Genomic DNA, 25976 nt, shown 5'->3' with positions numbered 1-25976 from the left:
GATCCATCTGGCCGTCCGGGCGCCTGCCGCGTTACCGTGTCTTTAGCAGGTCACGGATCTCGGCCAGTAGTCTTTCCTCGTTACTGGGGGCGGCGGGTTCCGCGGCCTTCGGTTCTTCCTTGTGCTGCAATCGGGTGATCATCTTAATGGCCGCAAACACTACGGCCGCGATGATCAGGAAATCCACCACGCGCTTGATGAAGATCCCGTAATTGACGGTCACCGCGGCCATACCGTTCTCCGCCTCACGCAGCACGAACGCCAGCTCCGAGAAATCGACCCCGCCGATCAGCAGGCCGATCGGTGGCATCAGTACATCCCCCACCAGTGAAGCCACGACCTGACCGAAGGCGATACCCACGATCACGCCCACGGCCATATCCATCACATTGCCGCGCGCTACAAACTGCTTGAACTCGTTCACCATGCCCATGTCCATCTCCCTCGCATCGTCAAAGCAAAAGCTATAGTCCAGCGCAGGGGCTGGTGCGCAGGGCGACGGTCGCAGGGGTTAGGCGCCGTGGGCGTTGCGTGAGTCGCCCGGCGCCTGCTCGCGGTCGTGGAGGCCGTAATCCCGCACGACCTCGGCCACGCGCAGCCGATAGTTGGCGAAGATTCCGCTGCGCCCGGCCGCCTGCACCTGACGATGCTCTTCCAGATTGCGCCACTGGCTTACGGCATCCTCGTCGCGCCAGAACGACAGCGACAGGACCTTGCCGGGCTGGCTCAGGCTTTCAAAACGCTCGATGGAAATGAAGCCCTCCACTTCCTTCAGATGCTCGCGCAGCTGGGCGGCTGCATCGAGGTAGTCCTGTTTGTGCTCGGCGTGCGGTTCCACTTCAAAGATCACGGCAATCATGGCGGTTTCGCTTTCAGAAAGACGAGGAGCCGATTAAAGCACGCGCGCAGGCGCAAGGTGTGGCCACGCCCGCCTGCGGATGCTCGGGCGCAAAGCCTCTCATCGATCAGTGTTTCCTAGGTCTCCTTGGGTGAGGATGCCTCGAGGGTGTGCGGGTCCGGCCGGGTGCGGATGCCAGCGCTGCACGGCCTCTGGCCGTGATCTATGTCGGGACACCCGGCAGGAACCTGCTAATTCCCTTGTGGTCGTAGGGAGTTCAAAATATCTTCAAATCCATATATAGGAAGAGCCACATGAAAAAATCACTGATGGCCCTTGCGGTCGCCGCCGCCTGCCCGGCTCTGGCGCTGGCCGAACCCCGTCTCGTGGACACCGATCGCAATGTCTTTATTCCCGCCGAAGAGGATGCCCGCGCGGTTCTGCGGGTCGCCGCGGTCTATAACGACGAAGACTTCCGCATCCACTACGAGTACGAGACCGATACCCCCAGCTGGTATCACCAGGTCTGGCGCTACGAAGATGGTGAGTGGGTGCGCTACGGCTCCGGCGGCCCGGGGCCGGACGAGCACGGCCTGTACGAGGACCGGATCTCCATGATGCTGGACGACGGCAAGGTGGAAGGTTTCGACCGCATGGGCGGGTGGATGACCGCGCATGACGGTATGCGCAGCCTGACCTCCGAGGTGGACGCGGATGCCGTTCGCGAGCACCCCAAACTGGGTGGCGACCTCGGGCGCAGTGACGTCCGCAAATACCTCCCGCAGACTCGCGTCACGGACGATCCGGAAGAGACCTCCTGGGATCAAGTTGCCGATGATGACGCCTTGGATCAGTTGCAGTCCGATGGCGTTTTCCTCGACCTGTGGCAGTGGCGGTCGCACCGCAGCCATCCGATGGGCTATGCGGACAACAATTACGTGCTGCACTACCGCCTGTCGTCCGAGGGCACCAGCATGTTCACGACCAACTGGGACAATGACGCCGATCAGCCCGCCTGGATGTTCGATCCGGAGAAGGTCGGAGCCCCCGCCCTGGAGTGGGAGGCCCTGATCGCCCGCGAGTACCGGCAGGACGACGCCTATTACATCCACGAGGGCAACGCGGTCGCCTTTGATCCGGACCACGACTGGCAGGAAGGCGACGTGATCCCGCAACGGTTCCTGCAAGAGCCGAGCGGCAGCCGTGGCGCGATCCGTGCCGATGGTGGCTACGAAGACGGCGCCTGGCGGATTGCACTGACCCGTTCGCTCGAGGCACCCAATGACCGTGACAGCAAGACCCTGGAACCTGGCGAGTCCTACAACGTCGCCTTCGCGGTTCACAGTGCCGTGGGCGCGCGCTGGCACCTGGTCTCGTTGCCGATGACCCTGGGGCTGGAACACGGGGAGGCCGACATCGTGGCCCGGCGCGTCGATGGGGATCTGGACGACGCTGATCTGGAATGGACCGAGGTCGAGGTGTTCTACCCCGGGCAGATCACCTATCAGTTCCTGCACAGCGACAACCATCCTGGCCGCGAGCTGGTGCGTGAGGGCGAGCAGGGTGTGCGTGATCAGCACGATCTCGACACCCTGCCGGACTTCATTGTCGATATGGAGCAGCAGCTCCTGCACGACGCGGACTGAGCCGAACCGGCGCGGATCGGCGCCGTGTGTGCTCAGAACAGGCGCGCTCAGAACAGGGGCGCGTCCGACGCCCTCGCGCCACCCGGCGCGCAGGGTAAGGCACACGGTCTGACGTCGGGTCTCCCGTCCTTCGGCGTCCCGGACACCGCGCAGCGGTGATCCGGGGTCTCGGCCGCAGGGATAGGCCTGGTCGCCGGGCAATGCCGGCGCGGGAGGTCCCGGCTCTGCGCTTTGCTGCGGCCGGGGTGATGACGGGTGTCAGGCTGTTTCGGCCTTGCCGCTGGGGGCGGTTTCGCGCCGGATCAGGTAGTCCACGTAGAGAAAGCCGAAGGGCACCACGCCGAGGAACAGCACCAGCAGCCATTTCCAAACCGGCCAGCCGCTCAGGTGGCTGGCCATCACCGACGCCGCGCCGTAGACGATGAACAGGATGCCGTGGACCCAGCCGACATAGGTCACGGCCAGAGGCATGTCCGCGTAGGTGCGCAGCGGCATCGCGATAAACAGCAGGGTAATGAGCGACAAACCCTCGAGAACGCTGATCAGGCGGAAGAATTTCATGGGCGGGACCGGTGGATCGGGAAACGCGGCGGAGGGTAGCACGAAGTGCGAAAGGCGCCACGAAATGGACCCGGCAGTGTGGTTGGGTTAGTCCTTGCGCTGGTTGCGCGCGGATTGTGCGTAGCCCTTGGCCCGGGTGCGGATCTCCTCGAAGAACAGCGCCTCCCAGCGGGTGTTGCGCTCGTCCGGGGATAGCGAGCCGTCGGCCTGCTCGTCTTTCAGGCGGGTATCGGCCGCCGCCTCCGCATCGTCCAGGATCTGGCGAAAGGCCTCCTTGGCAGCCGCCGCCCTGGGATCGACACCGTTACGCTTGAGCACGTCGGCCAGTAGCGTGCCGCCCTTTTTCCACTTCGACCAGAGTCTCATGCGACCTCCCGGGTAAACGCCGGACGACTATACCGCCATGGTCGTTGTGCCCGGAAGCCCGGTCCGATGGCCGCCGCGGCGCGGGCCGGGCCTGGGCCGCCTGCGTGGGGATCAGGCGATGCGGTAGGCGGAGGCCAGGTCGCGCACGCGCGACGCGATATCCGCGACCTCCTGGCTGGCAGTCGCGGTCTGGCGCGAGCCATTGGCGGTGTCGCCGGTGATGTCGTTGATCGCGTAGATGTTGTGGTTGATCTCCTCGGCCACGGCGTTCTGTTCTTCCGCGGCGCTGGCGATCTGGGTGGTCATGTCGCTGATTCGGCCGATGGCCTGGACGATGGATTCCAGCGCCTGGCCGGCGCGCTCGGCATCGTTGCTGGTGGCCTCGGCCATCTCGCGTCCCCGACCCATCGCGGTGACCGCGTTGCGGGTGCCCGCCTGCAGGGCCTCGATCATCGCCTGGATGTCGGCGGTGGAGTCCTGGGTGCGCGAGGCAAGGGTGCGGACCTCGTCGGCGACCATGGCAAAGCCACGACCCTGTTCGCCGGCCCGGGCGGCCTCGATCGCCGCGTTCAGGGCGAGCAGGTTGGTTTGTTCGGCAATGCCGCGAATGACGTCCAGCACCGAGCCGATCTGGTGGCCCTTCTCGTCCAGGTTGCGCACGGTCTCTTCGATGGTGGCGACTTCACCGGACAGGCGACCGATGTCGCTGACCACCGTGCGCACGACCTCGCCGCCGGTGCGGGACTCCTGGTCGGCCCCTTGGCTGGAGGAGGCGGCATCGGAGGCGTTGCGCGCGACCTCCTGAACCGTCGCCGCCATCTCGTTCATTGGGGTCGAGACCTGTTCGGTCTGCGAACGCTGCTGGTCGATGTTGCCGTCGGTCTGCGCGCCGACCGCGGACAAGGTTCTCCCCTGTGGATGGGTCACGTCAGGTCTTCTTTCTCAGCAAGTCGGCGAAGCCGTGATTGACGTCCCGATGGCCGGCCTCGTCGTTGCGCACGGCGCGGATGACGTCGGACAAGCGGGCGTCTTCCGCAAGCTGCCAGTACTGGATGGCGCGGTCCGGCGCGGGGAGGTCCTCGATCGCGCCGGATTCCACCTCCTCCAGGTACTCGGTGTAACTGACGACGGCTTCCTCTTCGAAGTAACCGACGATCCTGTGGGCTGTGCGTGAGGAGACCACGTAAATCATAAAGTACAACGTATAGAAGAAGCCCTGAGCCAGGATGATCAGGAGGCGTTCTAGCCAGTTGGGTGAGGCGATTTCGACGAAGGTCAGCAGGTGCATGCGCTCGTTCTCGGCCTCGTCCATCAATTTGGCAATCCAGCCATGGTCGTCTTCCATGCGTCGCAGTGAACGCAGATGCTGTAGCGTCGCACCCACCATGCCGGGGACGCCGGCCACCGTCTCCAGCACCACGGCGCGGTGTCCGTAGCGACCGGCAAAGAACGTATCGGCGAAGAATCGCATGAGCGAGGTGAAACCCCTGGCGGCGCGATCGGAGAAATCGCGGGGTTCGTGGTGACGGCTTAGATCGATGTCTTGGTCGTTCATCAGGATGCCCCTCGGGCCGTGCATCGTTACTGGTGGCGGTTATCCAACGAGCGTAGAACCCGCAATCTGGAATGTCGTGGGGCCGCTTCACAAAGTACAAAGTATGAGCGCCCTGTGTGTCCGCGACTCATGGACAATCGCAGCCGCGAGAGTGGCCTTGGCGCAATACGCAACGTAAAGGAGAAGGCATGGTAGACGAGACAGATAAGCCGCACCTGGAGATTAGTGCGGCGGCGTCGCGCGAACTGGTCGATATTGGGCTGGCTGTCCTGTTGGACATTCGCCAGCCGTTCGAACTGGAACTGGAGGGCGCCGTGGACGGCGCGGTTCCGGTCCCCCTGTTCCGGTTGAAACAGCTGTTGGGGAGGGAGATCACGGAGGAAGAGCAGGAACTGCTCGACGCGGACGAGCCGGACGATCGGGATTTTCAGCACTTCATCGCGTTGATCAACAAGTACCACGTGACTCAGGACCAGATCCTGCTGTGCCTGTGCAACAGCGGGCGACGCAGCCTGAGGGCTGCGGAACTGCTGCGGGATCTGGGGTACGCCCGCAGTTTGTCGGTGCGGGAGGGTTTTCGCGGCTGGCAGGACTAGCAGGCCTTTATCCAGGCGCGTTGACCGGGCCCGTTGAGTATCCACTCGGGGAACCCACGGACCGGCGTGACTGTCGCTGGTGCAGACATATCGGGAGGGAAGGCATGCAGCTCACGGGGAACGGTTCGGCGGATGATTCGGAGCAACGGGGCCGGCTCCGCCATGCGGCGGTCGGGTGGATGGGTCTGCCCCTCGCGGTAGCGCTGGGGTCGCTGGTCGTCGGCGTCCCCGCCGCGAGTGCGACGGAACGCGGGGTCGAGGCCAAGGCCGTGGAGGTCGATCAGGGCCCATGGGCTCGTGGCGACGCGCCGCCGCTGCTCGAGCTGGAGCAATTCTTTCGTGATCCGCAGCATGCCGCCGGCCGTATTTCGCCGGATGGCGACTACGTGGCACTGCTCAGTGCCCACGAGGGTGCGATGAACCTGCACCTGATGGAGCGCGGCGCGCCATTGGAGTCGGCACGCCCGCTGACAGCCGAGGAGCGTTCGATCATGGGCTTTTTCTGGTCACGTGATGGGCGCTACCTGATCTTTGCGCGCGATCGCGATGGCGACGAGAACCTGGAGTTGCGTGCGATTGCACTGGAGGACGCGACTGACGCTGACGATCTACCCGAGTCGCGCAAGCTGGCTGGAGGTGACGGCGTGCAGGCGCGGGTGCTTCACGTGCCGCGTGCGACCCCGGACACCATCTTCGTCGGTCTGAACGAACGCGACCCGCGTCTGCACGATGTCTATCGCGTCTCGCTGGAAACCGGCGACAAGACCCGGGTGGCGAAGAATACCCACGAGATCGAGGGCTGGCGGTTCCACGAAGGCGAGCTGCGCAAGGCCGTGCGCACCACCGACGCGGCCGGCACCGAGATCCTGCGTGTGAAGTCCTAGGATGAGTTCGAGCCTGTGTACACCTGTGCCTTTGGCGAGACCTGTTCGGTGGCGAACTTCCATGCCGACGGAGCGCGTTTCTACCTGCGTACCAATGCAGGTGATGAGCGCGACCGAGTGGAACTGGTGTTGTTCGATCCCGCCACGGGCGAAGAGGAATTCATCCACCGCGACCCCGAAGGTGAAGTGGATCTGGGGAGTGCGATGTTCTCGGAGCGGGATCATCGCCTGCTGGCCACCGTGTACACCGGGGATCGCCAGCGTATCTACGCGCATGACGAGGCATTCGAGGCACATCTGGACTGGCTGCGCGAAGAACTGGGCGAGGGCGAGCTGGAGCTCACCTCGCGCACCCGTGACGAGTCCCTGTGGACCGTCGCGGCCATCCGCGATACCGATCCGGGCAGTGTGTACCTCGCGAACGTCGAGGCACGCGAGATCGAGCGACTGTACGAGGGGCGCCCGGATTTGCCGCGTGAGCACCTCGCGCCGATGGAACCGATCCGCTATACGGCACGAGACGGCCAGGAGATCCCCGGTTATCTCACGCTTCCGCACGGTGTGGAGGCCGAAGGTCTGCCGCTCGTAGTGATGCCGCATGGTGGCCCTTGGATCCGCGATACCTGGGGTTACAGTGGGACGGTCCAGTTCCTCGCCAACCGTGGCTATGCCGTGTTTCAACCCAACTTCCGCGGCTCCTCGGGGTTTGGGAAGGCCTTTCTCAACGCCGGCAACCAGGAATGGGGCACCGGCGTGATGCAGCACGACGTGACCGACGGCGTGCAGTATCTGATCGACGAAGGCATTGCCGATCCGGATCGGGTCGCGATCTTCGGCGCCTCCTATGGCGGCTACGCGACCCTGGCCGGTCTCACCTGGACGCCGGATCTCTACGCGGCCGGCGTCTCCATGGTTGGCCCCTCCAGCCTGATCACGCTGATGGAATCCATCCCGCCGTACTGGGAGGCGGGCATCCGTCGCATGCACGGCCGGGTCGGGGATCCGGAGGACCCGGAAGATCGCGAACGGCTCAAGGCCCAGTCGCCGCTGTTCCATGTCGAGAAGATCGAGGCGCCGTTAATGGTCGTGCAGGGCGCCAACGACCCACGCGTCAAGCAGGCCGAGTCCGATCAGATCGTCTCGGCCCTGCATGCGGCGGGCCACCCGGTCGAATACCTGCTGGCCCCGGACGAGGGCCATGGCTTCGTCGGCCAGACCAATCGTCTCGCCTTCTTCGCGGGGCTGGAGGCCTTCTTCGCCGAACATCTGGGCGGACGCCAACAGGCCGACTACCCCGAGCCCATCCAAGAGCGCCTGGACTTTCTGCGCCAGGACGTCGAGGCGGTAGAGGCGCCCTGAGCGTCGGGAGGGCCATTGGAAGGGGGGCTTCACCCGTTCGCCAGAACGTATTCCAGGTCCGAGACTCGGTGATACCCCCTGCCGTGGCCACACCCACGGGATGAGTGGCACGGCAGTCACCATCACTAGCAGCGACAGCCCCATACGCCAGTAGTCGTGGAATCCGTAGCCATCCGGCGCCATGGCGGGACAGGTAGTGAGTTGGCTGGCCTCTGCTTGCTGCGCTTAGGGTGCCCGCGCTGGTGGACTAGCGGGAGCTCTCGGTCTTGCGCGCCTCGGCCTCGCGGCGTTGTTCCGGGGTGAGCTGCTGGTGGACGTAGTCGCGGGCCTCCGCGGCCGGCTTGTGGCCCTGATCGGCGGCGCGCGCGAACCAGGCCCAGGCGCCGGGCAGGTCGGCCTCCACGCCACGGCCCTCGGCGAGCACGATGCCCATGTTGTACTGCGCCGGGGCCAGCCCCTGCCGCGCCGAGGCCAGGTACCAGGCGGCCGCGGCCGACTCGTCTTGCGTCACCCCAAGCCCCCGTTCCAGGAGGACGCCCAGATTCGCCTGAGCCTGGGGATGGCCGGCTTCGGCCGCGGCGCGATACCAGTGGGCCGCCGCCGTCAGGTCTTCCTGCGTGCCGTTGCCGTCGCGGCAGAGGTTGCCCAGGCGGGCGGCGGCGTCCGGGTCCCCGGCCTCGGCGGCTTGCCGATACCAGTGGGCGGCCCCGGTCATGTCCGTTGCTACGCCGTCGCCCTGTTCCAGGGCCAGGGCGAGGTTGAAGGCCGCATCGCGGTGTCCCGCTTCGGCGGCACGGGCGTAGTACTCGGCGGCGGCGGTCCGATCGCGGGCGCACCCACTGCCTTGCTGGTGCGCGACACCGAGACTGTTCAGGGCGTCGGGGTCGTCGTGCTCCGCGGCGCGTTTCCACCACTGGACGGCTTCGGTGGCGGCAGCCTCGTCGCCCGTGTTCTGCAGCAGCACGGCCAGGTTGTTCTGCGCCACGATGTGACCCGTCTCGGCCGCATGGCGGTACCAGTGTCGGGCCGCCTCGGTATCGGCGGGGTCGGCCTTCTCCGCCATCACGCCCAGGTTAAAGCTGGCATCGCTCAGTCCCTGCGCCGCGGCCTGCTCCCAGTACCCGCGCGCACGCTCGGCATCGACATCCAGCCCGAGGCCATCGGCATACAGAATCCCCATACCCAACTGGGCCCAGGCGGAGCCCGCCTCGGCACTGGCCGCCCACAGTTCCCCCGCTGTCCGATAGTCGCCCCGTTCGAACGCGGCAAAGCCGTCCTGATCGGCTTGGCTCGGGCCTTCGGGCTGTTCCAGGTCCGGGGAGTTGTCAGGCGTACCCATGGTGGTGGTTCTCGCTGGCAGTGTTTGCGGAGCGCCCGAGCATACAGTCTGGACACTTGGCCGCAAGCAACCCCGGGCGCTGACCGAACGTTGCGGAACGGAAACGATAGGGGTCCTCGCCTTCGTCGCCCCTGCGAGGTTTCATCACGACGGAGAAGCAAACACCGTCATCGCGAGGCGCGCAGCGTCGTGGCGATCTCTGTGGATGTCCTCGGCGCTGACAGAGGCGGACGTTTGGGGTCGCGTTCGGAGATGGCCACGGCCCCTGCGGGGCCTCGCCATGACGGGGCGGAGAACGTGGGTGCCTTCGTCTTCGTCTTCGTCGCCCCTGCGAGGTTTCATCACGACGGAGAAGCAAACACCGTCATCGCGAGGCGCGCAGCGCCGTGGCGATCTCTGTGGATGTCCCCGGCGCTGACAGAGGCGGACGTTTGGGGTTGCATTCGGAGATGGCCACGGCCCCTGCGGGGCCTCGCCATGACGGGGGCGGAGAACGTGGGTGTCTTCGTCTTCGTCGCACCATGCCACGTCTTGACCCGCAAGGGCCTATTCGAAACGCCCGAGCCTCGGCCCGTTACTGATGGTTCTCCACCGCCCGCTGCAGCATCCCCGAGAAATCGGGCAGACCGAGATCGGGCATCCAGCCGCCGGCCTCGGCCCAGGTCCACAGCCCCACCAGCAGGAACAGGCCGGAGGCCACGAAGCGCAGGGGGGCGGCCGGGATGCTGTTGGCAAAGCGCTTGCCCAGGATCAGCGCCGGGGTCGTGATCAGCAGAATCCCGACCGTGGCGCCTAGCACCACCGGCAGTAGCGCACCGGAGGCCCCGGCCAGGGTGACCACCGCGAGCTGGGTCTTGTCCAGCATCTCGAACACGAAGAAGGCCACCGCCGCGGCGAAAAAGGCGCTGCGGGCGCGGGTGTCCTTGTCGAAATCCTCGTCGTCCTCCGGGATCAGCACCCAGACCGCCATCGCCAGGAATGCGGCCCCGACCACCCACAGATGCCAGTCGGTCGCGATCACCGCGAACAGCCAGATCCCGGCCACCGCGGACAGCAGTTGATTGAGAAAAAGACCCGTGGCCATGCCCCAGAACACCGCCCAGGCGCTGCGACAGCGCATCCCGAACAGGGCGGCCAGAAACATCGAGCGGTCGCCGATCTCCGCGATCGCAACAGCCACAATGGAAAGCAGGAAGAGTTCCATGAAGATCATCCGGGGCGAGCGGCACGACAAAACCGGTGACACCGACATCGCCGCCCGCCCACGGGCCGGGCCTGCCACAAGGCAGGCCGGATATCGGTGCCACAGGTCTTGTCAGGCCCGGTGCGGAACCGGCGCCATAGCGCCTTCGCACGGGCTGCACACGCCACGGCCATGCGGCCAAGTATGTTGACGTGTGCCTCCGGCCAGGGCGGCCGGAGCGACTACTCCCCTGAGGGTGCGCGCATCTTAGCGAAGCCTTCCGGCCCCGTCCACACGTAAGTCGGTCAGGAGCTGACTTCGGATTCAGAAGGCCGGCCTCAAGAGGGTGGGTGTCCTCGTCTTCGCCCTCGTCTTCGTCGCCCCTGTGAGGTTTCACCACGGCGGAGAGGCAAACACCGTCATCGCGAGGCGCGCAGCGCCGTGGCGATCTCTGTGGATGTCCCCGGCGCTGACAGAGGCGGACGTTTGGGGTTGCGTTTGGAGATGGCCACGGCCCCTGTGGGGCCTCGCCATGACGGGGCGGAGAACGTGGGTGTCTTCGTCTTCGTCGCTCTATGCCACGCCTTGACCTGTGGGGGGCCTATTCGAAACGCCCGAGCCTCGGCGCATTACTGATGGTTCTCCACCGCCCGCTGCAGCATCCCCGAGAAATCGGGCAGACCGAGATCGGGCATCCAGCCGCCGGCCTCGGCCCAGGTCCACAGCCCCACCAGCAGGAACAGGCCGGAGGCCACGAAGCGCAGGGGGGCGGCCGGGATGCTGTTGGCAAAGCGCTTGCCCAGGATCAGCGCCGGGGTCGTGATCAGCAGAATCCCGACCGTGGCGCCTAGCACCACCGGCAGTAGCGCACCGGAGGCCCCGGCCAGGGTGACCACCGCGAGCTGGGTCTTGTCCAGCATCTCGAACACGGAGAAGGCCACCGCCGCGGCAAAAAGGCCGCTGCGGGCGCGGGTGTCCTTGTCGAAATCCTCGCGGAGCAAGTCCCGGAGAAAGGAGGCAAGACATCCGCCACTCGGGCGCGGCAATCGTAATGGCGTTCAGCTAGAAGAGTTTGTGTTGTTTGGTGCCTGGATCCCAATTTTCTGGTCCGTGCTACACCGTTTCTGCTCCCCTTCGATGCAATGGCGCGCCTAATGAGTGCGCCCCTTCGGGCTTTAGCCCTGTATGAGTGCGTTCCGCATCGAAACAGTGCAAAAAGACGAGAAAAAGTGATCTGAGGGACGTGCTGTCCGTTAAGTAGTCTTGGCACGCCTGTATGGCCCGTTAGGTCCTTAAGGCTGAGCGCGAGGCGCATTACCTCGCTCCGCTCGTGCTCACATGATGGAGTTGGTGCCAAATTTGCTTCGGTGGTGGGTATGGCGATTGTCCGCACTGAACTCAGGCCGGCTGCATGCAGTTGACGCAAGTCGATGTCGTCTGGCTGCTGGTCAGCGCGACACTCGTGTTGTTGATGCAGTTGGGTTTCCTCTCCCTTGAGGCGGGCGTGACTCGAAGCAAAAACGCGATCAACGTCGCGATGAAGAACGCGACGGATCTCGTGCTGACCCTGCTGGCTTTCTGGGCCGTGGGCTTTGGCCTGATGTTCGGGCCCAGCTCCATGGGCCTGATCGGCAGTGGATTCTGGCTGCCGGACCTGGGCGAACTGGGCGTTGAGAAGACCGCGTTCTTCATCTTCCAGGCGATGTTTGCGGCAACCGCCGCGACTATCGTATCCGGGGCGGTCTCGGAGCGGATGTCCTATGTCAGCTACGGCCTGGTGACGCTGGTCGTGGTTGTATTGATCTATCCACTCAGTGGCCATTGGGCTTGGGGCGGCGTCATCGCTCCAGGGGATGGTTGGCTGGCCGCGATGGGCTTCGTCGACTTTGCCGGCTCGACGGTGGTGCATAGCGTGGGCGGCTGGGTTGCGCTGGCGGCCGTGATCGTGATCGGCCCGCGAATCGGGCGCTTCACCGAGGACGGCGTGCAGCGAATTCCCGCCAGCAACCTGCCTATGGCCGCGCTCGGTGGGCTGTTCTTCATGCTCGGCTGGATCGGATTCAATGGTGGCAGCGAGCTGGGCCTCACTGAACGGGTGCCGGCGATCATCGGCAATACCCTTCTGGCAGCGGCGGCAGGGGCGGTCACGGCCTTTTTCCTGAGCCGGCGCATTGGGGGTGGGCATTCCGACAACCTGCTGGTGCCGCTGAATGGCCTGATTGCCGGTCTGGTGGCCATTACAGCCGGGGCGCACGCTGTTTCCACCAGTATGGCGGTGCTCATCGGTGCGATCGGCGGAGCGGTCATGCTGGCCGCCGACCTTTGGATGATCCGGCGCCGTCTGGACGACAGTGTCGGGGCGATACCGGTTCATCTGGCAGCCGGCATCTGGGGCACGCTGGCGGTAGGTCTCTTCGGGCAGCCGGAGCATCTGGCCACTGGTCTGGGGCGTCTGGAACAGGTGGGCGTGCAGGTGCTGGGCATCGTTGCAATTGGCGCGACTACCTTTGTCCTGGCCTGGTTGATCTTGCGCGGGATCGACCGTTGGCGGCCGCTGCGTGTCAGCGCGGAAGATGAAAGGGTTGGTCTCAACGTTAGCGAGCACGGTGCTCGCACCGACCTGATCGATCTCCTGAGCGCGATGGAGCGGCAGGCCAGCGATACAGATCTCGCCCGGCGCGTGCCGGTCGAGCCATTTACGGAGGTCGGACTGATCGCACGCCGGTATAACGAAGTGATGGCTGCACTGGAGAGCGCAGTAAACCGGACGCGAACGATGTTTCGCGACATGAGCGAGGGCATCGTGACCTTCGATCCGGCCGGTCAGGTGATCAGCCTGAATCCCGGCGCGGAAAAACTGCTGGCAATCGACGAGAAGGGTGTCAGTGGCCGTCCTTTGGACGAGTTATTGCAGCCCCTGCTTGGCACGCGTTTCGCTCGAGGGATCCAGCAGCGTCTCCAGTCCGGTGGTGTCGAGGAAGTCCAGGGTCAGATCGGCGATCGGAAACGCTATCTTGAGCTGCACGCCTCGCCAAGCACTGATGGGGGCCAGTCTTTCTACACGGCAGTGATTCGGGACGTCACCGAGCGGCGGATGGTGCAGAACCAGCTGGATCGCGAGCGGGAACTGGCTCAGGTAACCCTCGAGTCGATTGTGGATGCGGTTGTCGCCACGGACGAAACGGGACGGGTTCGATTCATCAATGCCAGCGCCGCAAGCCTCAGTTGCCAGCTGGCTGACAAGGCAGAAGGGCTCCCACTGTGCCGATTGTTCCGTTTCGAGGATCAGTCAATGTTGGCAGATTGCGACAACGTGATCGCCTCACTGCTGCGCGAGAGGAACGTTCAGAACAGTTCCACGACCTGGAGTCTGGTCGATGCATCCGGTGAGAAGCGGGTGGTGCGATATACCGCCGCGCCAATTCTGGATCGGGAGGACAGCGTAGCGGGCGGCATTCTGGTTTTGCACGATGTGACCGAAGCGCAGGCGATGGAGCGCCAGTTGTCCTGGGAGGCCACGCACGACGCCCTGACCGGCCTGTTTAACCGCAGGGAGTTCGAGGCGCGACTGGGCGAGTTGCTGGCGGGGGCCCGCGACCCGCACCGGCGCCATGTGCTTTGCTATATCGACCTGGATCAGTTCAAGGTCGTCAACGATACCTGCGGCCACCTTGCAGGAGACGAACTGCTCCGCCAGATCAGCCGCGTGATTGGAGACTGCCTGCGCGAGAGCGATATCTTTGCTCGCCTTGGCGGGGACGAATTCGGCGTGATCCTGCGCGACTGTCCGGTTAGCGGAGGGCAGAGTGTCGCCGAAAAAATCCGCGAAAGAGTTCATCGATTCCGGTTTCCCTGGAAGGGCCGTCAATTTGCTCTCGGTAGCAGTATCGGTCTGGTCGCCCTGGAAGCGGGCGGCAGTGATCTGGCTGAAGTGCTCGGACAGGCCGATGCTGCCTGCTATGTGGCCAAGGAGCACGGGCGCAACCGCGTGCACCTGTTCGAACCCGACGACAAGGACCTCGCCGAGCGGCAGGGCCAGATGCAGTGGGCCGCCCGCATCCGCAGCGCGCTCGACCGCGACCGGCTGCGGCTGTACTTCCAACCCATCGTTCCGGCGGCGGACCCGGACGCCCCGGCGGTCCACTACGAGATCCTCGTTCGCCTCCTTGATGACGAGGACAATCTGGTTCCGCCCAGCGCCTTCATACCGGCCGCGGAGCGTTACGGGATGATGCCCGAGGTCGACCGCTGGGTGCTGCGCAATACGCTCGCATGGATGGGAGATCTGCAACGCTCGGACCCCGGACATTCCATCATCTGCGCAATCAATCTCTCTGGTGCGAGCCTTGGGGATTCGGCCCTGCTCGCCGAGATACAAGCGTTGCTGGAGCAGCACCAGGTACCTGGCGAGTCCGTCTGTTTCGAGATCACCGAGACCAGTGCCATCGGGAGTTTCGATGCCGCACAGCAATTCATTGAGGCGCTGTCCACCAACGGTTGCCGGTTTTCGCTGGACGACTTTGGCTCGGGGTTGTCCTCTTTTGGGTACCTGCGCAACCTGCCGGTGCATTACGTGAAGATCGACGGCGTGTTCGTGCGCGAGATCGCGAACAACCCGACCGACGAGGCCATGGTCCGATCGATCCACGCCATCGCCCACACCATGGGCCTGCAGACCATTGCCGAATTTGTCGAGGACGCGGCATCCGTCGAGTGCCTGGCCGCCATCGGCATCGACTACGTGCAGGGCTACTACATCGACCGCCCGCGACCACTGGAGCAATTGGGTGGGGTGAAATGTATGCCGCGGTAACGCCTGCAACAGGCCCGTGGTCTCGGCAGCGTGGTTCTACCGGTTACTGGCCTGGTGTTCCCCTTGGCGGGGGCTGTCGAGTTCGAGCAGTTCCAGGCGGTGGTTGCCGGTCGGGTTGGGCCCCGAGGGGCCCTGGATGAGGAGGGCGAGGCCCTCATTGATGTCGTTCTCGGCGAGCCATGCCCGGGCGAAGTCGTTCCAGTCGCTGCGGTCCTCGCTGACCTCCACCGGCTCGACGCCGTAGGAGTAGGGTTAAAGGTGGGCGTCCCCTTCACGGGTGGACACCGTCATCGCGAGGCGCGCAGCGCCGTGGCGATCTCTGTGGATGTCCCCGGCGCTGATCGAGGCGGGCGTCTGGGGTCGCGTACGGAGATGGCCACGGCCCCTGCGGGGCCTCGCCATGACGGGGCAGGGAAGAAGGGTGTGTTCTTGTTGACCGTTTCTCAGGTATGCCCTGGTGCGTCCCCCTGGCGGGGGCTGTCGAGTTCGAGCAGTTCCAGTCGGTGGTTGCCGGTTGGGTTGGGGCCCGAGGGGCCCTGGATGAGGAGGGCGAGGCCGTCGTTGATGTCGTTCTCGGCGAGCCACGCCCGGGCGAAGTCGTTCCAGTCGCTGCGGTCCTCGCTGACCTCCACCGGCTCGACGCCGTAGGAGAACTGCAGGCCCTGGGCGGTTGCGGCGTTCGGGGTAAAAGCGACCGTCCAGCAGGGCAGGCGCAGGCAGGCGATACGCCGGGCGGTGGTGCCGCTGAGCGTGGGCGCCAGGGTCACCTGTGGCAGGCGCCGCTGCGCGGTGTGGAATACGCTGCGCACGATCAGATCGACGGCGCGGTCGCGCCCGGCCTCGTCATGGTCGTTCGGGCCATCAGGCATCATGCCTCGGTCGCGTTCCGGTTCGATCGAGCGGGCAATAGCCGCGAGCATCGCCACGGATTCCACCGGATAGCGTCCCATGGCCGATTCGCCGGAGAGCATCACGCAGTCGGTGCCGCCGAGGATGGCATTCGCCACATCGGTCGCCTCGGCCCGGGTCGGGCGGCGCGAGATGACCATGGACTCCAGCATCTGGGTGGCGGTGATCACCGGGCGGTGGTACTGGTTGGCGCGCCGGGTGATGCGGCGCTGGGCGAGGGCGATGCTCGCGATCGGGATCTCTACCCCCAGATCCCCGCGCGCCACCATGATGCCGTCCGCCGCCTCCAGGATGCTGTCGAGCTGCTCCAGTGCCGCGGCCCGCTCGATCTTGGCGATGATGAAGGGGCTGTAGCCCAGCGCCTCCGCCGCCTTGCGCACGGCCAGGATGTCGTCGCCGTCGACCACGAAGCTCTGGCTGACGGCATCCACGCCGTGTTCCGCCGCGAACCGCAGCCAGTCGTGATCGTCCAGCGTAAAGGCGCGGATGCCCAGATCGATGCCCGGCAGGTTCAGGCCCTTGCGCGAGCGCAATTCCCCGCCGGTCTGCACGCGGCAGGTGACGTCGTGGCCCTCGACTGACACCACCTCCAGCTCGATGTAGCCATCGTTCAGAAACAGCGCATCACCCGGCTGCACCGCCTCCGGCAGCTCGGAGAACGACACGCTCACGCGCGAGGCATCGCCGCTGCAGTCCTCCGTAGTCAGGGTAAGGCTCTCGCCGGGCTCCAGCTCGATCGGTTCCTCGGCCAGCTCACCGATACGCATCTTCGGCCCCGGCAGGTCGCCGAGGATCGCAACGCGGGTGCCGGTATCCTGCGCCGCCTCTCGGATACGGCCGATCACCTCGGCGTGGTAGGCAGGATCACCATGCGAGAAGTTCAGCCGCACCACATTGAGCCCGGCGTGCATCATTCGGCGCAGCGTGTCCGGGGAGTCGGACGCCGGCCCGATCGTGGCCACGATCTTCGTCTTCTGCGCGGGAAACGGCATGGGCAGGCCCTTACTCGATTAATCCTTACGAGGGTAAACCGTCCGTGCCAGCCTGTCGCCGCCGGTTCGCGCATGCGGCCTCATGCGGAACAAGCCGGGTGTCCTCTTCCTCCGTTCCTGTGCTGACAAAGCGGCCAAACCGGGCGCTTTGGCCGACAAAGTGCTGAATTGTCCGTTGGATACGCCGCCGGTTCTGGCCTGTATGCGGCGAAAACGGCTGTAGCAAGGGGCGGCGGGGCTGTTGGCGCGCTTTCTGCAGTGGTGATGAGTGGGCCGGCTGAATGCCGGGGAACCATAAACCCCAACCGTCAGGAGTTCGCTCGCATGAAGCACTCACGCTTGTTCGCAGCGGGGCTTGTCGCCTCGCTGGCGATGGCCGGCACCGCATCCCAGGCTATCGCCGACAATGACGAAATTACCCGTGGCCAGTTGATGGCCGCTTCCTGCAAAGCCTGTCATAACGCGGCCGCGGCCGAAAAAGGTGTTCCGGATCTCAGCCGTGTCTCGGCGGGAGTCATCCAGAGCCAGATGCGCGCATTCCGCGATGGCGAGCGTGACGCGACCATCATGGATCGTCACGCCAAGGGCTACACCGACGAGGAGATCGAAGCCATGTCGGTCTACTTCGCGCGCTTCTGATCACGGGGGATAACAACAATGCATAACTTTACGCGACGTCACTTCCTCAAGGCCTTCGGGATCACTAGCGCGGCTGCCCTGACCGGTATCGGTTTAACCCCTCATGCTGCACATAGCGCTGGCAAGGCCCACGTAGTCGTGGTCGGTGGCGGCACCGGCGGTGCCACCGCGGCGCGCTACCTGAAACAACTCTCGCCAAGCATGGCGGTCACGCTGATCGAGCCCAACGCCACCTACGTCACCTGCTACGGCAGTAACTGGGTGCTTGGCGGCTTCGAGAGCATCGAGGCGATCACGCACGGCTACGACAATCTGCGCGACCGCGACGGTGTCGATGTCATCCAGGACAAGGTCATTGGCGTAGACGCCGACAGCCGCACCGTGCGCCTGGAAAGCGGCGACAGCCAGCAGTACGACAAGCTGGTCATGTCCCCGGGTATCGACTTCAAGTACGACGACATGCCCGGCATCGAAGAGGCCGATGCAGAGACGATCCCGCACGCCTGGAAGGCCGGCTCGCAGACCGAACTGCTGCGCGCGCAGCTACAGGCCATGCCCAACGGCGGCGTCTACGTCATGGTCGCCCCGCCCAACCCATATCGCTGCCCGCCGGGGCCGTACGAGCGCGTCTCGATGGTGGCGTACTACCTCAAGACCCACAAACCACGCTCCAAGGTCATCGTCCTCGATCCCAAGGAGGGCTTTGCCAAACAGGGCCTGTTCGAGGAGGGATGGGCCGAGCACTACGGCGACATGATCGAATGGCGTGGCGGCTCCAACGGTGGGCGCGTCGAGGAGATCGACGTCAGCGGGAAGACCGCCCATGCGGACGGTGGCCAGGAGCGTGTCCGCGCGGACGTGATGAACTTTGTCCCTGCACAGCGCGCCGGCCAGATTGCCCACGATGCAGGCCTCACCAACGAACAAGGCTGGGCTTCGGTCGATCAGCGGACCTTCAAGTCCGTCATGGACGACAACATCTATGTGATCGGCGATGCCAGCGTGGCGGGTGCGATGCCCAAGTCCGGTCATGCGGCCAACAACCAGGGCAAGATCGTCGCGGCGGCCATCTTGCGCGAGCTATCGGGCCAAGAGCCGCTGGACCCGTCGTCGGCCAGCACCTGCTACGGCCTGATCACCCCGGACTATGGCGTCAGTATTGCCGCCGTGTACCAGTACCAAAACGGCGCCCAGGCGGCAGTAGAAGGCTCCGGTGGCGTCAGTCCCCTCGGCCAGTCTTCAACCTTCCGCCGCCAGGAGGCCGAACACACCCGCGCCTGGTACGCCGGCATCACCCAGGACATCTGGGGCTAGGCCCCAGCGTTCTCCCAATCACTTCGATCGGCGCCTCCGGGCGCCGAGTCCTTTTGGGCGGGCCGGCAAAAGATGGGTTTCCTCTTCTTCGCAGCCCGGGGCTAGAAAATAAATCTATCCCCAATATCCAAAAAACCGTCATCGCGAGGCGCGCAGCGCCGTGGCGATCTCTGAGGGGCTCCCCGGCGCTGGCCCCGGCCCGCGAGCAACCGGCGTCCTTTGCTTTCTCAGATTTTTGTCGGCTGCTTTCCCGATTGAATGGCTCCGTTAAGTGCTAAAGTCCGGTCCTTCGGATCCGGAAAACCTTTACTGTCATAGAGTTGTCGAGGTCCGACCCCGCGTTCGGTCAGACGAGGCACCTACTCCTTGTGTTCAGAGGCTTGTCGAGATTCGACCACGTTCTGTCGCTCTCCGTGATCCGTGTGGCCCCATGAGATGGCGCTCTTCTTTATGCGATACAGCAGTGTGTTACGGGTAAGCCCAAGCAGGCGTGCGGCACGGGAACGGTTGCCACCGGTGCGTTCCAGGGCCTGACGAATCAGGTCGATCTCAAGACGCTCCAGACACAGGCCATCGGGTGGGATGACCCACGACCCCTGTCTTTCGTCGCGCGGGGACTGGAGCCAGGCATCGGGTAGATCCTGCGGCCGGACCGTCTGGGCAGACATGAATATCACGCAGCGCTCGACGAGATTCTTCAGCTCGCGCACATTACCGGGCCATGGCCAGCGTTCGAGCCAGCGCACGAGCTCCGGTGAGAAGTGCGGCGGCTCGAGCCCGTGGGCCGAGGCGAGCTCCTTGCGGAAATGTTCCACTAGACGGCGCACATCGCCTTGCCGCTGTCGCAGGGGCGGCATTTCCAGCGGTACCACGAACAGCCGGTAGAAGAGGTCCGCTCGAAAGCGACGCTCGGCAACATGCTGGTTCAGGTCTTGGTGGGTCGCGGCGATCACTCGGACATCGACCTTTTCGGGTCGGGCCGCGCCCAGCGGCTGGCATTCGCCGCTTTCCAGAAAGCGGAGCAGTTTGGCCTGTGCCCCGGGCGGCAGTTCGGCGATCTCATCCAGCAGCAGGGTGCCGCCATCTGCCTGACGAATCAGTCCCTGCTGGGCCTCGTGCGCCCCAGTGAACGCCCCGCGCCGGTGGCCGAAGAGTTCCGACTCGATCAGATCAGCCGGCAGGGCCGCACAGTTCACGGTGATCAGAGGTGCCGCATTACGGCGGCTGTGCGCATGGATCCTGCGTGCCAGTCGTTCCTTGCCGGTACCGCTTTCGCCCTGGATTAGAACCGTCGCGTCGGTACGTGCCACAAGGTTGGCCTGCCGCAGCAGGGCCTGCAACTCCGGGGAATCACCAATCAGTTCGCGGGAGGCGTCCATGAAACTACTCAGCGCCTGGGTTATGACCGAGAAGCCTGCCCGGACCCAGCCCGTTTGACAAGGTGCGCGGTCCCTTCGAGGGGAGCGCAGTGAGCCATTTGCCGTATCGGGTGCGTCATTTCACGCACTCTGGCTCAGGCCCCGAGCCGCTCCCTGCGCCCAGGCCGCGTCGGAGCGCGAATTGTCGTGACAGAGGGGTTGGCCCCCAACTTGCTTACGTTCGGGCACCCAACGGACCAAGGAGAAATTACCATGAATACCCGACTCACCCCGCCATCGATCCGCTTGACGGTCGCGTGCCTTGCGCTTGCCGGTTTGTTTGCCGTGACGACCAATACCCATGCCCATCATGTGGATGGCCACGATGAGCCGGGATTCTGTGACTGCATGGAGGGAGTCGAGATCGACGATCGGCCCTGGGTACGTCTGATGCCTTCGGGCATGCCCAGCACTGCGGCCTACATGACCCTGCGCAACACGACGGACGAAGACATCGAGATCGTTTCCGGTTCGTCGCCGGTCGCAGCGGTGACCGAGTTGCACGATCACGAGGAAGACGAAGCGGGGGTAATGCGCATGCGCGAGGTGGAGGCCATCATCATTCCTGCCAAGGGATCGGTGTCGCTTGAGCCTGGCGGTCTCCACGTGATGTTGATCGACCTTAAAGAACCTCTCGCAGACGGGCAGGAAGTCCGAGTGGAGCTGCACACGCGCACGGGTGAACTATTCACTGTAAAAGCCGAGGTGAAGCGTTCGGATGAGCATGAACCGGGCGGACATCACCACCACGAAGGAGATCATCACCAACACTGACTCTCGGTGAAACTCTGATAATGGCCTTGGACCGAGCCCCACTTCCCCTCGGTTTACACACCCAATGGTCGTCCGGCCCAATAATGCATGCCGCCCTACCGTCGGACGTCAGAAAATAAATCTGTCCCCTTTTTTCCCTGTCCCCTTTTTTCCCTCCACTTCGCTTGGGCTTTTCGGCCCGAAAATTGGACGTTTAAGCGCCTATGGAGCCTCAAGCGAGGAAGCGCAGCCTTTGCTTTCAGCGGCTTATCGAGGTTCGCCCCCGAATTCTTTGTCCATTCTTTCCTCGAATGTTGTGACGAGGAAGAGCGACACAGTTCCCGCGAGATTGACGGCCAGTTCGGCATGTCTTGGTGCTGGCTTCACTGGGCGTTTGCCCTGCCCGTGGGCGTCGCCCAAGGAGTTCCGCAGGGAGCCGAGTCCGGTCACGATCCCGGAGCAGCCACCAAGAATCTGCTTGAAGATCTTTTCGCTGTGCTGGTCTGGGGACAGATTGAGTTCCCTTGCAGTGAGTGAGTAGAGTTGGTGCAACTCGACGTTCTTCGGGTACGCAATCAGGCGCCTATCCAGGATGTGCTTGCAGACCGACTCTAGCAGCGTCCGTGCTGCGGTGATTGCACCCTCAGGATCACGGTTCTTGCGCTCAATTGCTCGGGACCAGACACGATGAACGTTGTCTTGATCGAACTGCTGGAGAGCATCCGAAATTGGCTTGTCGGCCGGTCCACTTGTCCCTGACTCCAAGTGGTCCAGAAGTGGGCCGAATTCCTTCCAGAGGAACTCACGTCGCTGAGCGTAGTGTGCGAACTTCCCCTTGATGAATTGCCAGAACTGGGACAGGTCGCGGCTTGTTCGAACGAAACGGGGTACGAGTGCCCTCGTGTCTGGATTGTCGAGGAAGTGCCTTCGAAGAATCTGGTAGTCGCCCTGGTCGCCAGAACCTCCGGTTGCCTCGGCAACAAGTAGGTTCTGAAGGTACTCCCCGCGCTCGAATTCCGTCTCGAAATCTTCCAGCGGCATCCTGGCTCCCCTTTTTCCAGCGTCCTAATCCCGGCACACGAGCCCGACTAAAGCACTACAACGTTGGAAGACCCCTGGCTGTGGAGCCCCCTGATAGGCAAATGGTATCACTCGGGCCCAAAGCGGCGCGGGACTTACCTTTCTGGCCCTGCTGTCGCGCAGTCGGACGGGGGGGCAAACAAGATCGGGCCAAAAAGCAAGCTCTGACCCCTATGACCCTCGCTCTCGCCTCTCTTCTATGACAATTTCGATTGTCCTTCGGTGCTCTGCGGATGTTATATTGTCCATGTGGGGCACTGCAACGCGGTTCAAGAAGTCCGATACGTCGTAGTCTGTAATGATCCCGCCGAACTGGTTGTTTGCAACAGCTGCATCGAGAATTCTGATTACCTCCTTGGCAGAGAAGTACCGATAGTTTTCGAGTTTTGCAACAATGTTGTGCGTTTGTGCAAAGGAACCGGAATCGAACAACTCTTCAATTAAGGCTTCCTTGTCTTTGTCGAATGAGAACGCGACGCCGTCAAAGTGCTCGGACATAAACCCTGATAACGTGCGATAGACAAACAATCGTGCGCCCTTGACTCTCTCCCATTCTTCCGTTAGAAAAGGGTGTGCCCTCTGATCGTCCAAAGTTGCATAAAAATCCCCATCTTCGCTGATGATGTGAACGTCTTGGCCATCTGGCACTGATCCTAACAGAAGGGCCCAATTGATGGCGTCACCGATCGAGTCGTTCTTCCCCGGTGGGTTCCCAAGGGCAGATCGCATCGACCCCTCCCTGTACACCCGTGTTGTAACGGGAACAATTTCTGAGGATTCGAAGATTTGATCGATCAATCGGTCAGCCACCAAGTCTTTGACAGATATATCGGCCTCAACTTTCGTAAGAATGGACTTTTGAAGATTCCGCAAGTGGTTGCAAAGTTTCCGAATCTCCCCGTACTCGTCGTAACCCTTCATGAATGATGGGAACTGTGGCGAGAACTTCGTTTCCTTGAACTTAGTTAGAGCGTCTTTAATTTTTGACTCACGATTTCTTCGAAACTCATTACAGACCTGTTCCGTAAGATGGACCGTTGCTGATCCATGCTCGTGCGATGCGAACACGTCATTCAGTGAGTCAAGCTCGTCCTTCGTGAAGTGAAAGAAATTGAGCAAGATGTTGGTGTCGATAAAAACGTGCATTGTGATTCCTAACGCTTGCATTAAGGAGTCAATTTGTCCGCAGGGCACATGTGCCGAATGGAACCCATTGTTATATTGTGCTCAAATCGGAGGGCGGTTCGAATTCCGAGTCAACGAAGGGGTCCAACGAATGGGTCAGACGCCCCTGTCATCGTACTGAGGCAAAAGGCAAGGTCTGACCCTCCACTGACCGAGCGGCCCGCGGTCGTCTGATACACCCGCAGAAACAGCGCCGCTTTTGCGGGTCGCTTGGAGCCGATTGTTAGGTATTACGTTCTGCGACTTGAAAGCGGCCACCTTCTGTATCCATTTTTTCGAGATGGGCGTGAACGAAGAGAATCTCATCAGCCACAGGCTCTATCAAGAACTCCTCATCTAGTAACCGGAACTCACCCGTATCTACGAAGAACGCGCGAAAGAAATGCCCAGGGACGCCATCCTCTTCGGGTTTGGGGCCAACATACTCAGGAAAAAAGTAACGCACCGAAGGGGTCAGGTCTTGCCTTTTGCCTATTCCGCGCCTTATCGAGGCCCGACCCCATGATGGCTGGGTCATGTCTTGCCTTTCGCCGCTGTCGTGGCAGGGAGGCAAAAGGCAAGACCTGACCCCCATGGTGCTCGCGAAGATGGATCCTGGATATGTTGCGGCGTGGACAGGTTGCGGGAGGCGGTAGGCTGGGGCTGCGCCGTCTTGCATGACAGTTAGCTGGATTCTGGCACGGGCGTTGTGGTTTTGCGAGCTGGTCGGTGCATGGTGCGATTCGCGGCGGACGCGAGGGCCATTCAGTCGAGAAAGGCGACAGCCTTGACGAGTGCGTGTGCGCGAGTGCCGGGCTGGAGACCAAGCCGTTCGGTAGATAACTGCGTCAACTCCGCCATCAAAGTCTGCCCATCATCCTGCCGACACACGGCAAGCACGCGGGCGGGCCCGTGGTGCCCAGGCGCCTCATCCAGCGACTCGATGGTTACGGGGATGATGTTGAGGATAGAGACGTCCTGGGGCGGCGACAGGGCGATGGAGACGTCGCGGGCGTCGATGCGCAGACGTGCCTGTCTCCCGGCGCCGTTGGTGGCGCCGGGGGTGGACGGTACGCGGTAACGGGCCTCGGGAGGGCCGAAGGGGTGCAGTCCGTGTTCGTCGGCCGGTCCCAGTTCGCCTTGCAGGACGGAGACGGCGCCTTCGTCGCGGAACAGGGGGGAGTCGGCGCGGGCCAGCGCGTCGCGCAGGGGTTCCAGGCGTTCAAGCTGGCCGTCGTGCATGAAGGCAACGCGGGTGGCGAGGCGTTCGACCTCGTCGGGGGCGTGGGTGACGAGCAGGCTGGGGATGCCGGTCTCCTCGGACAGGCGGGCGAGGAAGGGCATGATCTCGCGCTTGGTCTGGGTGTCCAGGGCGTTTAGAGGTTCGTCGAGCAGCAGCAGGTCGGGGCTGGTGAGCAGGGCGCGGCCGAGGGCGACGCGCTGGCGCTGGCCGCCGGAGAGCTGGTCGGCGCGGCGCTCCAGCAGGTCGTCGATGCCGAGCAGGCGGGCGACCTCGTCCAGGTGCAGGCGGCGCAGGGGCTCCGGCGTGCGCTTGTAGCCGTAGAGCAGGTTGCCGCGCACGGACAGGTGCGGGAGCAGGGTGGATTCCTGGAACACGAGGCCGACGCGGCGGCGGTGCAGCGGGACGAAGGTCTTGCCGGACTGCCAGGCGGTATCGCGAAAGTGCACCTCGCCGCCGGGCGGGTGTTCCAGCCCGGCGATGATGCGCAACAGCGTGGTCTTGCCGCAGCCGGAGCGGCCGAACAGGGCGGTCACGCCCTCCAGCGGGAAGGCGGTGTCGACGTCCAGTGCGAAGCCGGGGCGTTCCAGCCGGGCCTGGATACGCAGTGTGTCGGGCTGGGGCCGGGTCACAGGCGCACCGTGTCGAAGCGGCGGTTGATTGCGTAGACGATGAACAGCACGGCGAAGGCGAACACCAGCAGCCCGAAGGACAGGCGGTGGGCGGAGTCGAAGTCCATCGCCTCGGCGTGGTCGTAGATCAGGATGGACAGCACCTGGGTCTCGCCGGGGATCGCGCCGCCCAGCATCAGGATCACGCCGAACTCGCCGAGGGTGTGGGCGAAGGCGAGCGTGGCGGCGACGATGAAGCCGCCGCGGGTCATCGGCAGGATCACGGTCACGAAGCGGTCGATGCGCCCGGCGCCCAGCGAGCCGGCGATCTCCACCGGGCGGCGGCCGAGGTTGGCGAAGGCCTGCTGCAGCGGCTGCACGGCGAACGGCAGGGAGTAGATCACCGAGCCGATCAGGATGCCCTGAAAGGTAAAGGCCAGGTGGTTCAGACCCCAGCTCTCCAGCGTGCTGCCGACCGGCCCGGCCGGGCCGAGCAGCACCAGCAGGTAGAAGCCGAGCACGGTGGGCGGCAGCACCAGCGGCAGGGCGACGAGGGCCTGCACCGCGGTGCGCACGCCGGGCGAGCCGCGCCCGTTGGCCAACCACCAGGCGATCGGCGTGGCGATCACCAGCAGGATCAGCGTGGTGTAGAGCGCGAGCTTGAGGGTGACCTCGATCGCCATCCAGTCCGTGGGGCTCAGGTCGAACATACAGCT

General features: G+C 63.8%; 20 protein-coding genes, 4 pseudogenes and 1 riboswitch. Of the genes and pseudogenes, 7 read left to right on the top strand and 17 right to left on the bottom strand.

Features of this window, described 5'->3' with window-relative positions:
• Positions 1-31: 31 nt before the first annotated feature.
• Positions 32-433, bottom strand: coding sequence for a large-conductance mechanosensitive channel protein MscL (gene mscL / locus D002_RS0109920; protein WP_018141770.1), 402 nt, complete (start codon positions 431-433; stop codon positions 32-34).
• Positions 434-511: 78 nt separating this feature from the next.
• Entirely contained in the window at positions 512-859 is a 348-nt protein-coding gene (locus tag D002_RS0109915; protein ID WP_018141769.1) for an antibiotic biosynthesis monooxygenase, read from the bottom strand.
• Positions 860-1152: 293 nt separating this feature from the next.
• Here D002_RS0109915 and D002_RS0109910 point away from each other — a divergent pair, with 293 nt between their 5' ends.
• A complete protein-coding gene (locus D002_RS0109910) occupies positions 1153-2484 on the top strand; it encodes an ethylbenzene dehydrogenase-related protein (protein WP_018141768.1) in 1332 nt (443 codons plus the stop codon).
• Between the two features lie 258 nt (positions 2485-2742).
• Here the strand turns inward: D002_RS0109910 and D002_RS0109905 are convergent, their stop codons facing one another.
• The 4 genes and pseudogenes from D002_RS0109905 to D002_RS0109890 all read right to left on the bottom strand — a co-directional run bounded on the left by D002_RS0109905 (position 2743) and on the right by D002_RS0109890 (position 4966).
• Complete coding sequence (locus D002_RS0109905) at positions 2743-3045, bottom strand: DUF3817 domain-containing protein (protein WP_018141767.1); 303 nt, start codon at positions 3043-3045, stop codon at positions 2743-2745.
• Between the two features lie 87 nt (positions 3046-3132).
• Positions 3133-3411 (bottom strand): hypothetical protein, encoded by a 279-nt coding sequence (locus D002_RS0109900; RefSeq protein ID WP_018141766.1) that lies wholly within the window; start codon positions 3409-3411, stop codon positions 3133-3135.
• Positions 3412-3522: 111 nt separating this feature from the next.
• Positions 3523-4314: pseudogene (locus D002_RS13150) on the bottom strand (methyl-accepting chemotaxis protein); the annotation flags it as partial.
• 25 nt (positions 4315-4339) lie between these two features.
• On the bottom strand, positions 4340-4966 hold the full coding sequence (locus D002_RS0109890) for an alternative oxidase (RefSeq protein WP_018141764.1): 627 nt from the start codon (positions 4964-4966) through the stop codon (positions 4340-4342).
• A 188-nt stretch (positions 4967-5154) separates the two neighbouring features.
• On the opposite strand from D002_RS0109890, the gene D002_RS0109885 reads away from it, so the two are divergent.
• Together D002_RS0109885 and D002_RS13145 are read left to right on the top strand one after the other, a co-directional pair.
• The gene (locus D002_RS0109885) at positions 5155-5562 is read left to right on the top strand and encodes a rhodanese-like domain-containing protein (RefSeq protein ID WP_018141763.1); all 408 of its coding nucleotides are present in this window, start codon (positions 5155-5157) and stop codon (positions 5560-5562) included.
• Between the two features lie 179 nt (positions 5563-5741).
• Positions 5742-7805, top strand: a pseudogene (locus D002_RS13145) (S9 family peptidase).
• A gap of 247 nt (positions 7806-8052) precedes the next feature.
• Here D002_RS13145 and D002_RS0109875 read toward each other — a convergent pair.
• The 3 genes and pseudogenes from D002_RS0109875 to D002_RS13140 all read right to left on the bottom strand — a co-directional run.
• Positions 8053-9144 (bottom strand): tetratricopeptide repeat protein, encoded by a 1092-nt coding sequence (locus D002_RS0109875; protein ID WP_018141760.1) that lies wholly within the window; start codon positions 9142-9144, stop codon positions 8053-8055.
• A 574-nt stretch (positions 9145-9718) separates the two neighbouring features.
• Positions 9719-10348 (bottom strand): TMEM165/GDT1 family protein, encoded by a 630-nt coding sequence (locus tag D002_RS0109870; RefSeq protein ID WP_018141759.1) that lies wholly within the window; start codon positions 10346-10348, stop codon positions 9719-9721.
• 114 nt (positions 10349-10462) lie between these two features.
• A riboswitch (yybP-ykoY riboswitch) is annotated at positions 10463-10583 on the bottom strand.
• Positions 10584-10956: 373 nt separating this feature from the next.
• A pseudogene (locus D002_RS13140) lies at positions 10957-11301 on the bottom strand (TMEM165/GDT1 family protein); the annotation flags it as partial.
• Between the two features lie 437 nt (positions 11302-11738).
• Here D002_RS13140 and amt point away from each other — a divergent pair.
• Positions 11739-15140: an ammonium transporter gene (gene amt, locus D002_RS0109860; RefSeq protein WP_018141757.1), complete on the top strand. Its 3402-nt coding sequence runs from the start codon at positions 11739-11741 to the stop codon at positions 15138-15140.
• Between the two features lie 36 nt (positions 15141-15176).
• On the opposite strand, the pseudogene D002_RS0109855 reads toward amt, so the two are convergent.
• Positions 15177-15389, bottom strand: a pseudogene (locus tag D002_RS0109855) (pyruvate kinase); the annotation flags it as partial.
• A gap of 194 nt (positions 15390-15583) precedes the next feature.
• Positions 15584-17041 (bottom strand): pyruvate kinase, encoded by a 1458-nt coding sequence (pyk, locus tag D002_RS0109850; RefSeq protein ID WP_018141755.1) that lies wholly within the window; start codon positions 17039-17041, stop codon positions 15584-15586.
• A 324-nt stretch (positions 17042-17365) separates the two neighbouring features.
• Between pyk and D002_RS0109845 the strand changes: the two genes are divergently transcribed.
• Together D002_RS0109845 and D002_RS0109840 are read left to right on the top strand one after the other, a co-directional pair.
• Positions 17366-17680 (top strand): c-type cytochrome, encoded by a 315-nt coding sequence (locus tag D002_RS0109845; protein WP_018141754.1) that lies wholly within the window; start codon positions 17366-17368, stop codon positions 17678-17680.
• Between the two features lie 18 nt (positions 17681-17698).
• Positions 17699-18994 carry an NAD(P)/FAD-dependent oxidoreductase gene (locus D002_RS0109840; protein WP_018141753.1) on the top strand — a complete coding sequence of 432 codons (1296 nt, stop codon included), beginning with the start codon at positions 17699-17701 and terminating at the stop codon, positions 18992-18994.
• Between the two features lie 359 nt (positions 18995-19353).
• Here D002_RS0109840 and D002_RS0109835 read toward each other — a convergent pair whose 3' ends face one another.
• Positions 19354-20373, bottom strand: a complete 1020-nt coding sequence (locus tag D002_RS0109835) for a sigma-54-dependent Fis family transcriptional regulator (protein ID WP_018141752.1) — start codon at positions 20371-20373, stop codon at positions 19354-19356.
• A gap of 252 nt (positions 20374-20625) precedes the next feature.
• Here D002_RS0109835 and D002_RS0109830 point away from each other — a divergent pair, with 252 nt between their 5' ends.
• The gene (locus tag D002_RS0109830; protein WP_018141751.1) at positions 20626-21186 is read left to right on the top strand and encodes a copper chaperone PCu(A)C; all 561 of its coding nucleotides are present in this window, start codon (positions 20626-20628) and stop codon (positions 21184-21186) included.
• A 246-nt stretch (positions 21187-21432) separates the two neighbouring features.
• Here D002_RS0109830 and D002_RS0109825 read toward each other — a convergent pair whose 3' ends face one another.
• From D002_RS0109825 to modB, 5 genes are all read right to left on the bottom strand, one after another.
• On the bottom strand, positions 21433-22206 hold the full coding sequence (locus D002_RS0109825) for an abortive infection family protein (RefSeq protein WP_018141750.1): 774 nt from the start codon (positions 22204-22206) through the stop codon (positions 21433-21435).
• A gap of 210 nt (positions 22207-22416) precedes the next feature.
• Positions 22417-23391, bottom strand: a complete 975-nt coding sequence (locus D002_RS0109820) for a PIN domain-containing protein (protein WP_018141749.1) — start codon at positions 23389-23391, stop codon at positions 22417-22419.
• Positions 23392-23653: 262 nt separating this feature from the next.
• On the bottom strand, positions 23654-23947 hold the full coding sequence (locus D002_RS13585) for a hypothetical protein (RefSeq protein ID WP_231362941.1): 294 nt from the start codon (positions 23945-23947) through the stop codon (positions 23654-23656).
• A gap of 227 nt (positions 23948-24174) precedes the next feature.
• The gene (gene modC / locus D002_RS0109810; RefSeq protein WP_018141747.1) at positions 24175-25281 is read right to left on the bottom strand and encodes a molybdenum ABC transporter ATP-binding protein; all 1107 of its coding nucleotides are present in this window, start codon (positions 25279-25281) and stop codon (positions 24175-24177) included.
• Positions 25278-25970 (bottom strand): molybdate ABC transporter permease subunit, encoded by a 693-nt coding sequence (gene modB / locus D002_RS0109805; protein ID WP_018141746.1) that lies wholly within the window; start codon positions 25968-25970, stop codon positions 25278-25280. The genes modC and modB overlap by 4 nt, the downstream gene beginning before the upstream one ends.
• Positions 25971-25976 lie beyond the last annotated feature (6 nt).

Source organism: Thioalkalivibrio sp. ALJ7, assembly GCF_000376865.1.
GTDB lineage: Bacteria > Pseudomonadota > Gammaproteobacteria > Ectothiorhodospirales > Ectothiorhodospiraceae > Thioalkalivibrio.
Note: the sequence above shows the minus strand (reverse complement) of the source record. Positions and strands in the feature narration are given on the sequence as shown.

Coding starts and splice junctions, on each gene's coding strand:
- mscL (WP_018141770.1), bottom strand. CDS start 433: ATGGGCATGGTGAACGAGTTCAAGCAGTTTGTAGCGCGCGGCAATGTG.
- D002_RS0109915 (WP_018141769.1), bottom strand. CDS start 859: ATGATTGCCGTGATCTTTGAAGTGGAACCGCACGCCGAGCACAAACAG.
- D002_RS0109910 (WP_018141768.1), top strand. CDS start 1,153: ATGAAAAAATCACTGATGGCCCTTGCGGTCGCCGCCGCCTGCCCGGCT.
- D002_RS0109905 (WP_018141767.1), bottom strand. CDS start 3,045: ATGAAATTCTTCCGCCTGATCAGCGTTCTCGAGGGTTTGTCGCTCATT.
- D002_RS0109900 (WP_018141766.1), bottom strand. CDS start 3,411: ATGAGACTCTGGTCGAAGTGGAAAAAGGGCGGCACGCTACTGGCCGAC.
- D002_RS0109890 (WP_018141764.1), bottom strand. CDS start 4,966: ATGAACGACCAAGACATCGATCTAAGCCGTCACCACGAACCCCGCGAT.
- D002_RS0109885 (WP_018141763.1), top strand. CDS start 5,155: ATGGTAGACGAGACAGATAAGCCGCACCTGGAGATTAGTGCGGCGGCG.
- D002_RS0109875 (WP_018141760.1), bottom strand. CDS start 9,144: ATGGGTACGCCTGACAACTCCCCGGACCTGGAACAGCCCGAAGGCCCG.
- D002_RS0109870 (WP_018141759.1), bottom strand. CDS start 10,348: ATGGAACTCTTCCTGCTTTCCATTGTGGCTGTTGCGATCGCGGAGATC.
- amt (WP_018141757.1), top strand. CDS start 11,739: ATGCAGTTGACGCAAGTCGATGTCGTCTGGCTGCTGGTCAGCGCGACA.
- pyk (WP_018141755.1), bottom strand. CDS start 17,041: ATGCCGTTTCCCGCGCAGAAGACGAAGATCGTGGCCACGATCGGGCCG.
- D002_RS0109845 (WP_018141754.1), top strand. CDS start 17,366: ATGAAGCACTCACGCTTGTTCGCAGCGGGGCTTGTCGCCTCGCTGGCG.
- D002_RS0109840 (WP_018141753.1), top strand. CDS start 17,699: ATGCATAACTTTACGCGACGTCACTTCCTCAAGGCCTTCGGGATCACT.
- D002_RS0109835 (WP_018141752.1), bottom strand. CDS start 20,373: ATGGACGCCTCCCGCGAACTGATTGGTGATTCCCCGGAGTTGCAGGCC.
- D002_RS0109830 (WP_018141751.1), top strand. CDS start 20,626: ATGAATACCCGACTCACCCCGCCATCGATCCGCTTGACGGTCGCGTGC.
- D002_RS0109825 (WP_018141750.1), bottom strand. CDS start 22,206: ATGCCGCTGGAAGATTTCGAGACGGAATTCGAGCGCGGGGAGTACCTT.
- D002_RS0109820 (WP_018141749.1), bottom strand. CDS start 23,391: ATGCACGTTTTTATCGACACCAACATCTTGCTCAATTTCTTTCACTTC.
- D002_RS13585 (WP_231362941.1), bottom strand. CDS start 23,947: ATGACCCAGCCATCATGGGGTCGGGCCTCGATAAGGCGCGGAATAGGC.
- modB (WP_018141746.1), bottom strand. CDS start 25,970: ATGTTCGACCTGAGCCCCACGGACTGGATGGCGATCGAGGTCACCCTC.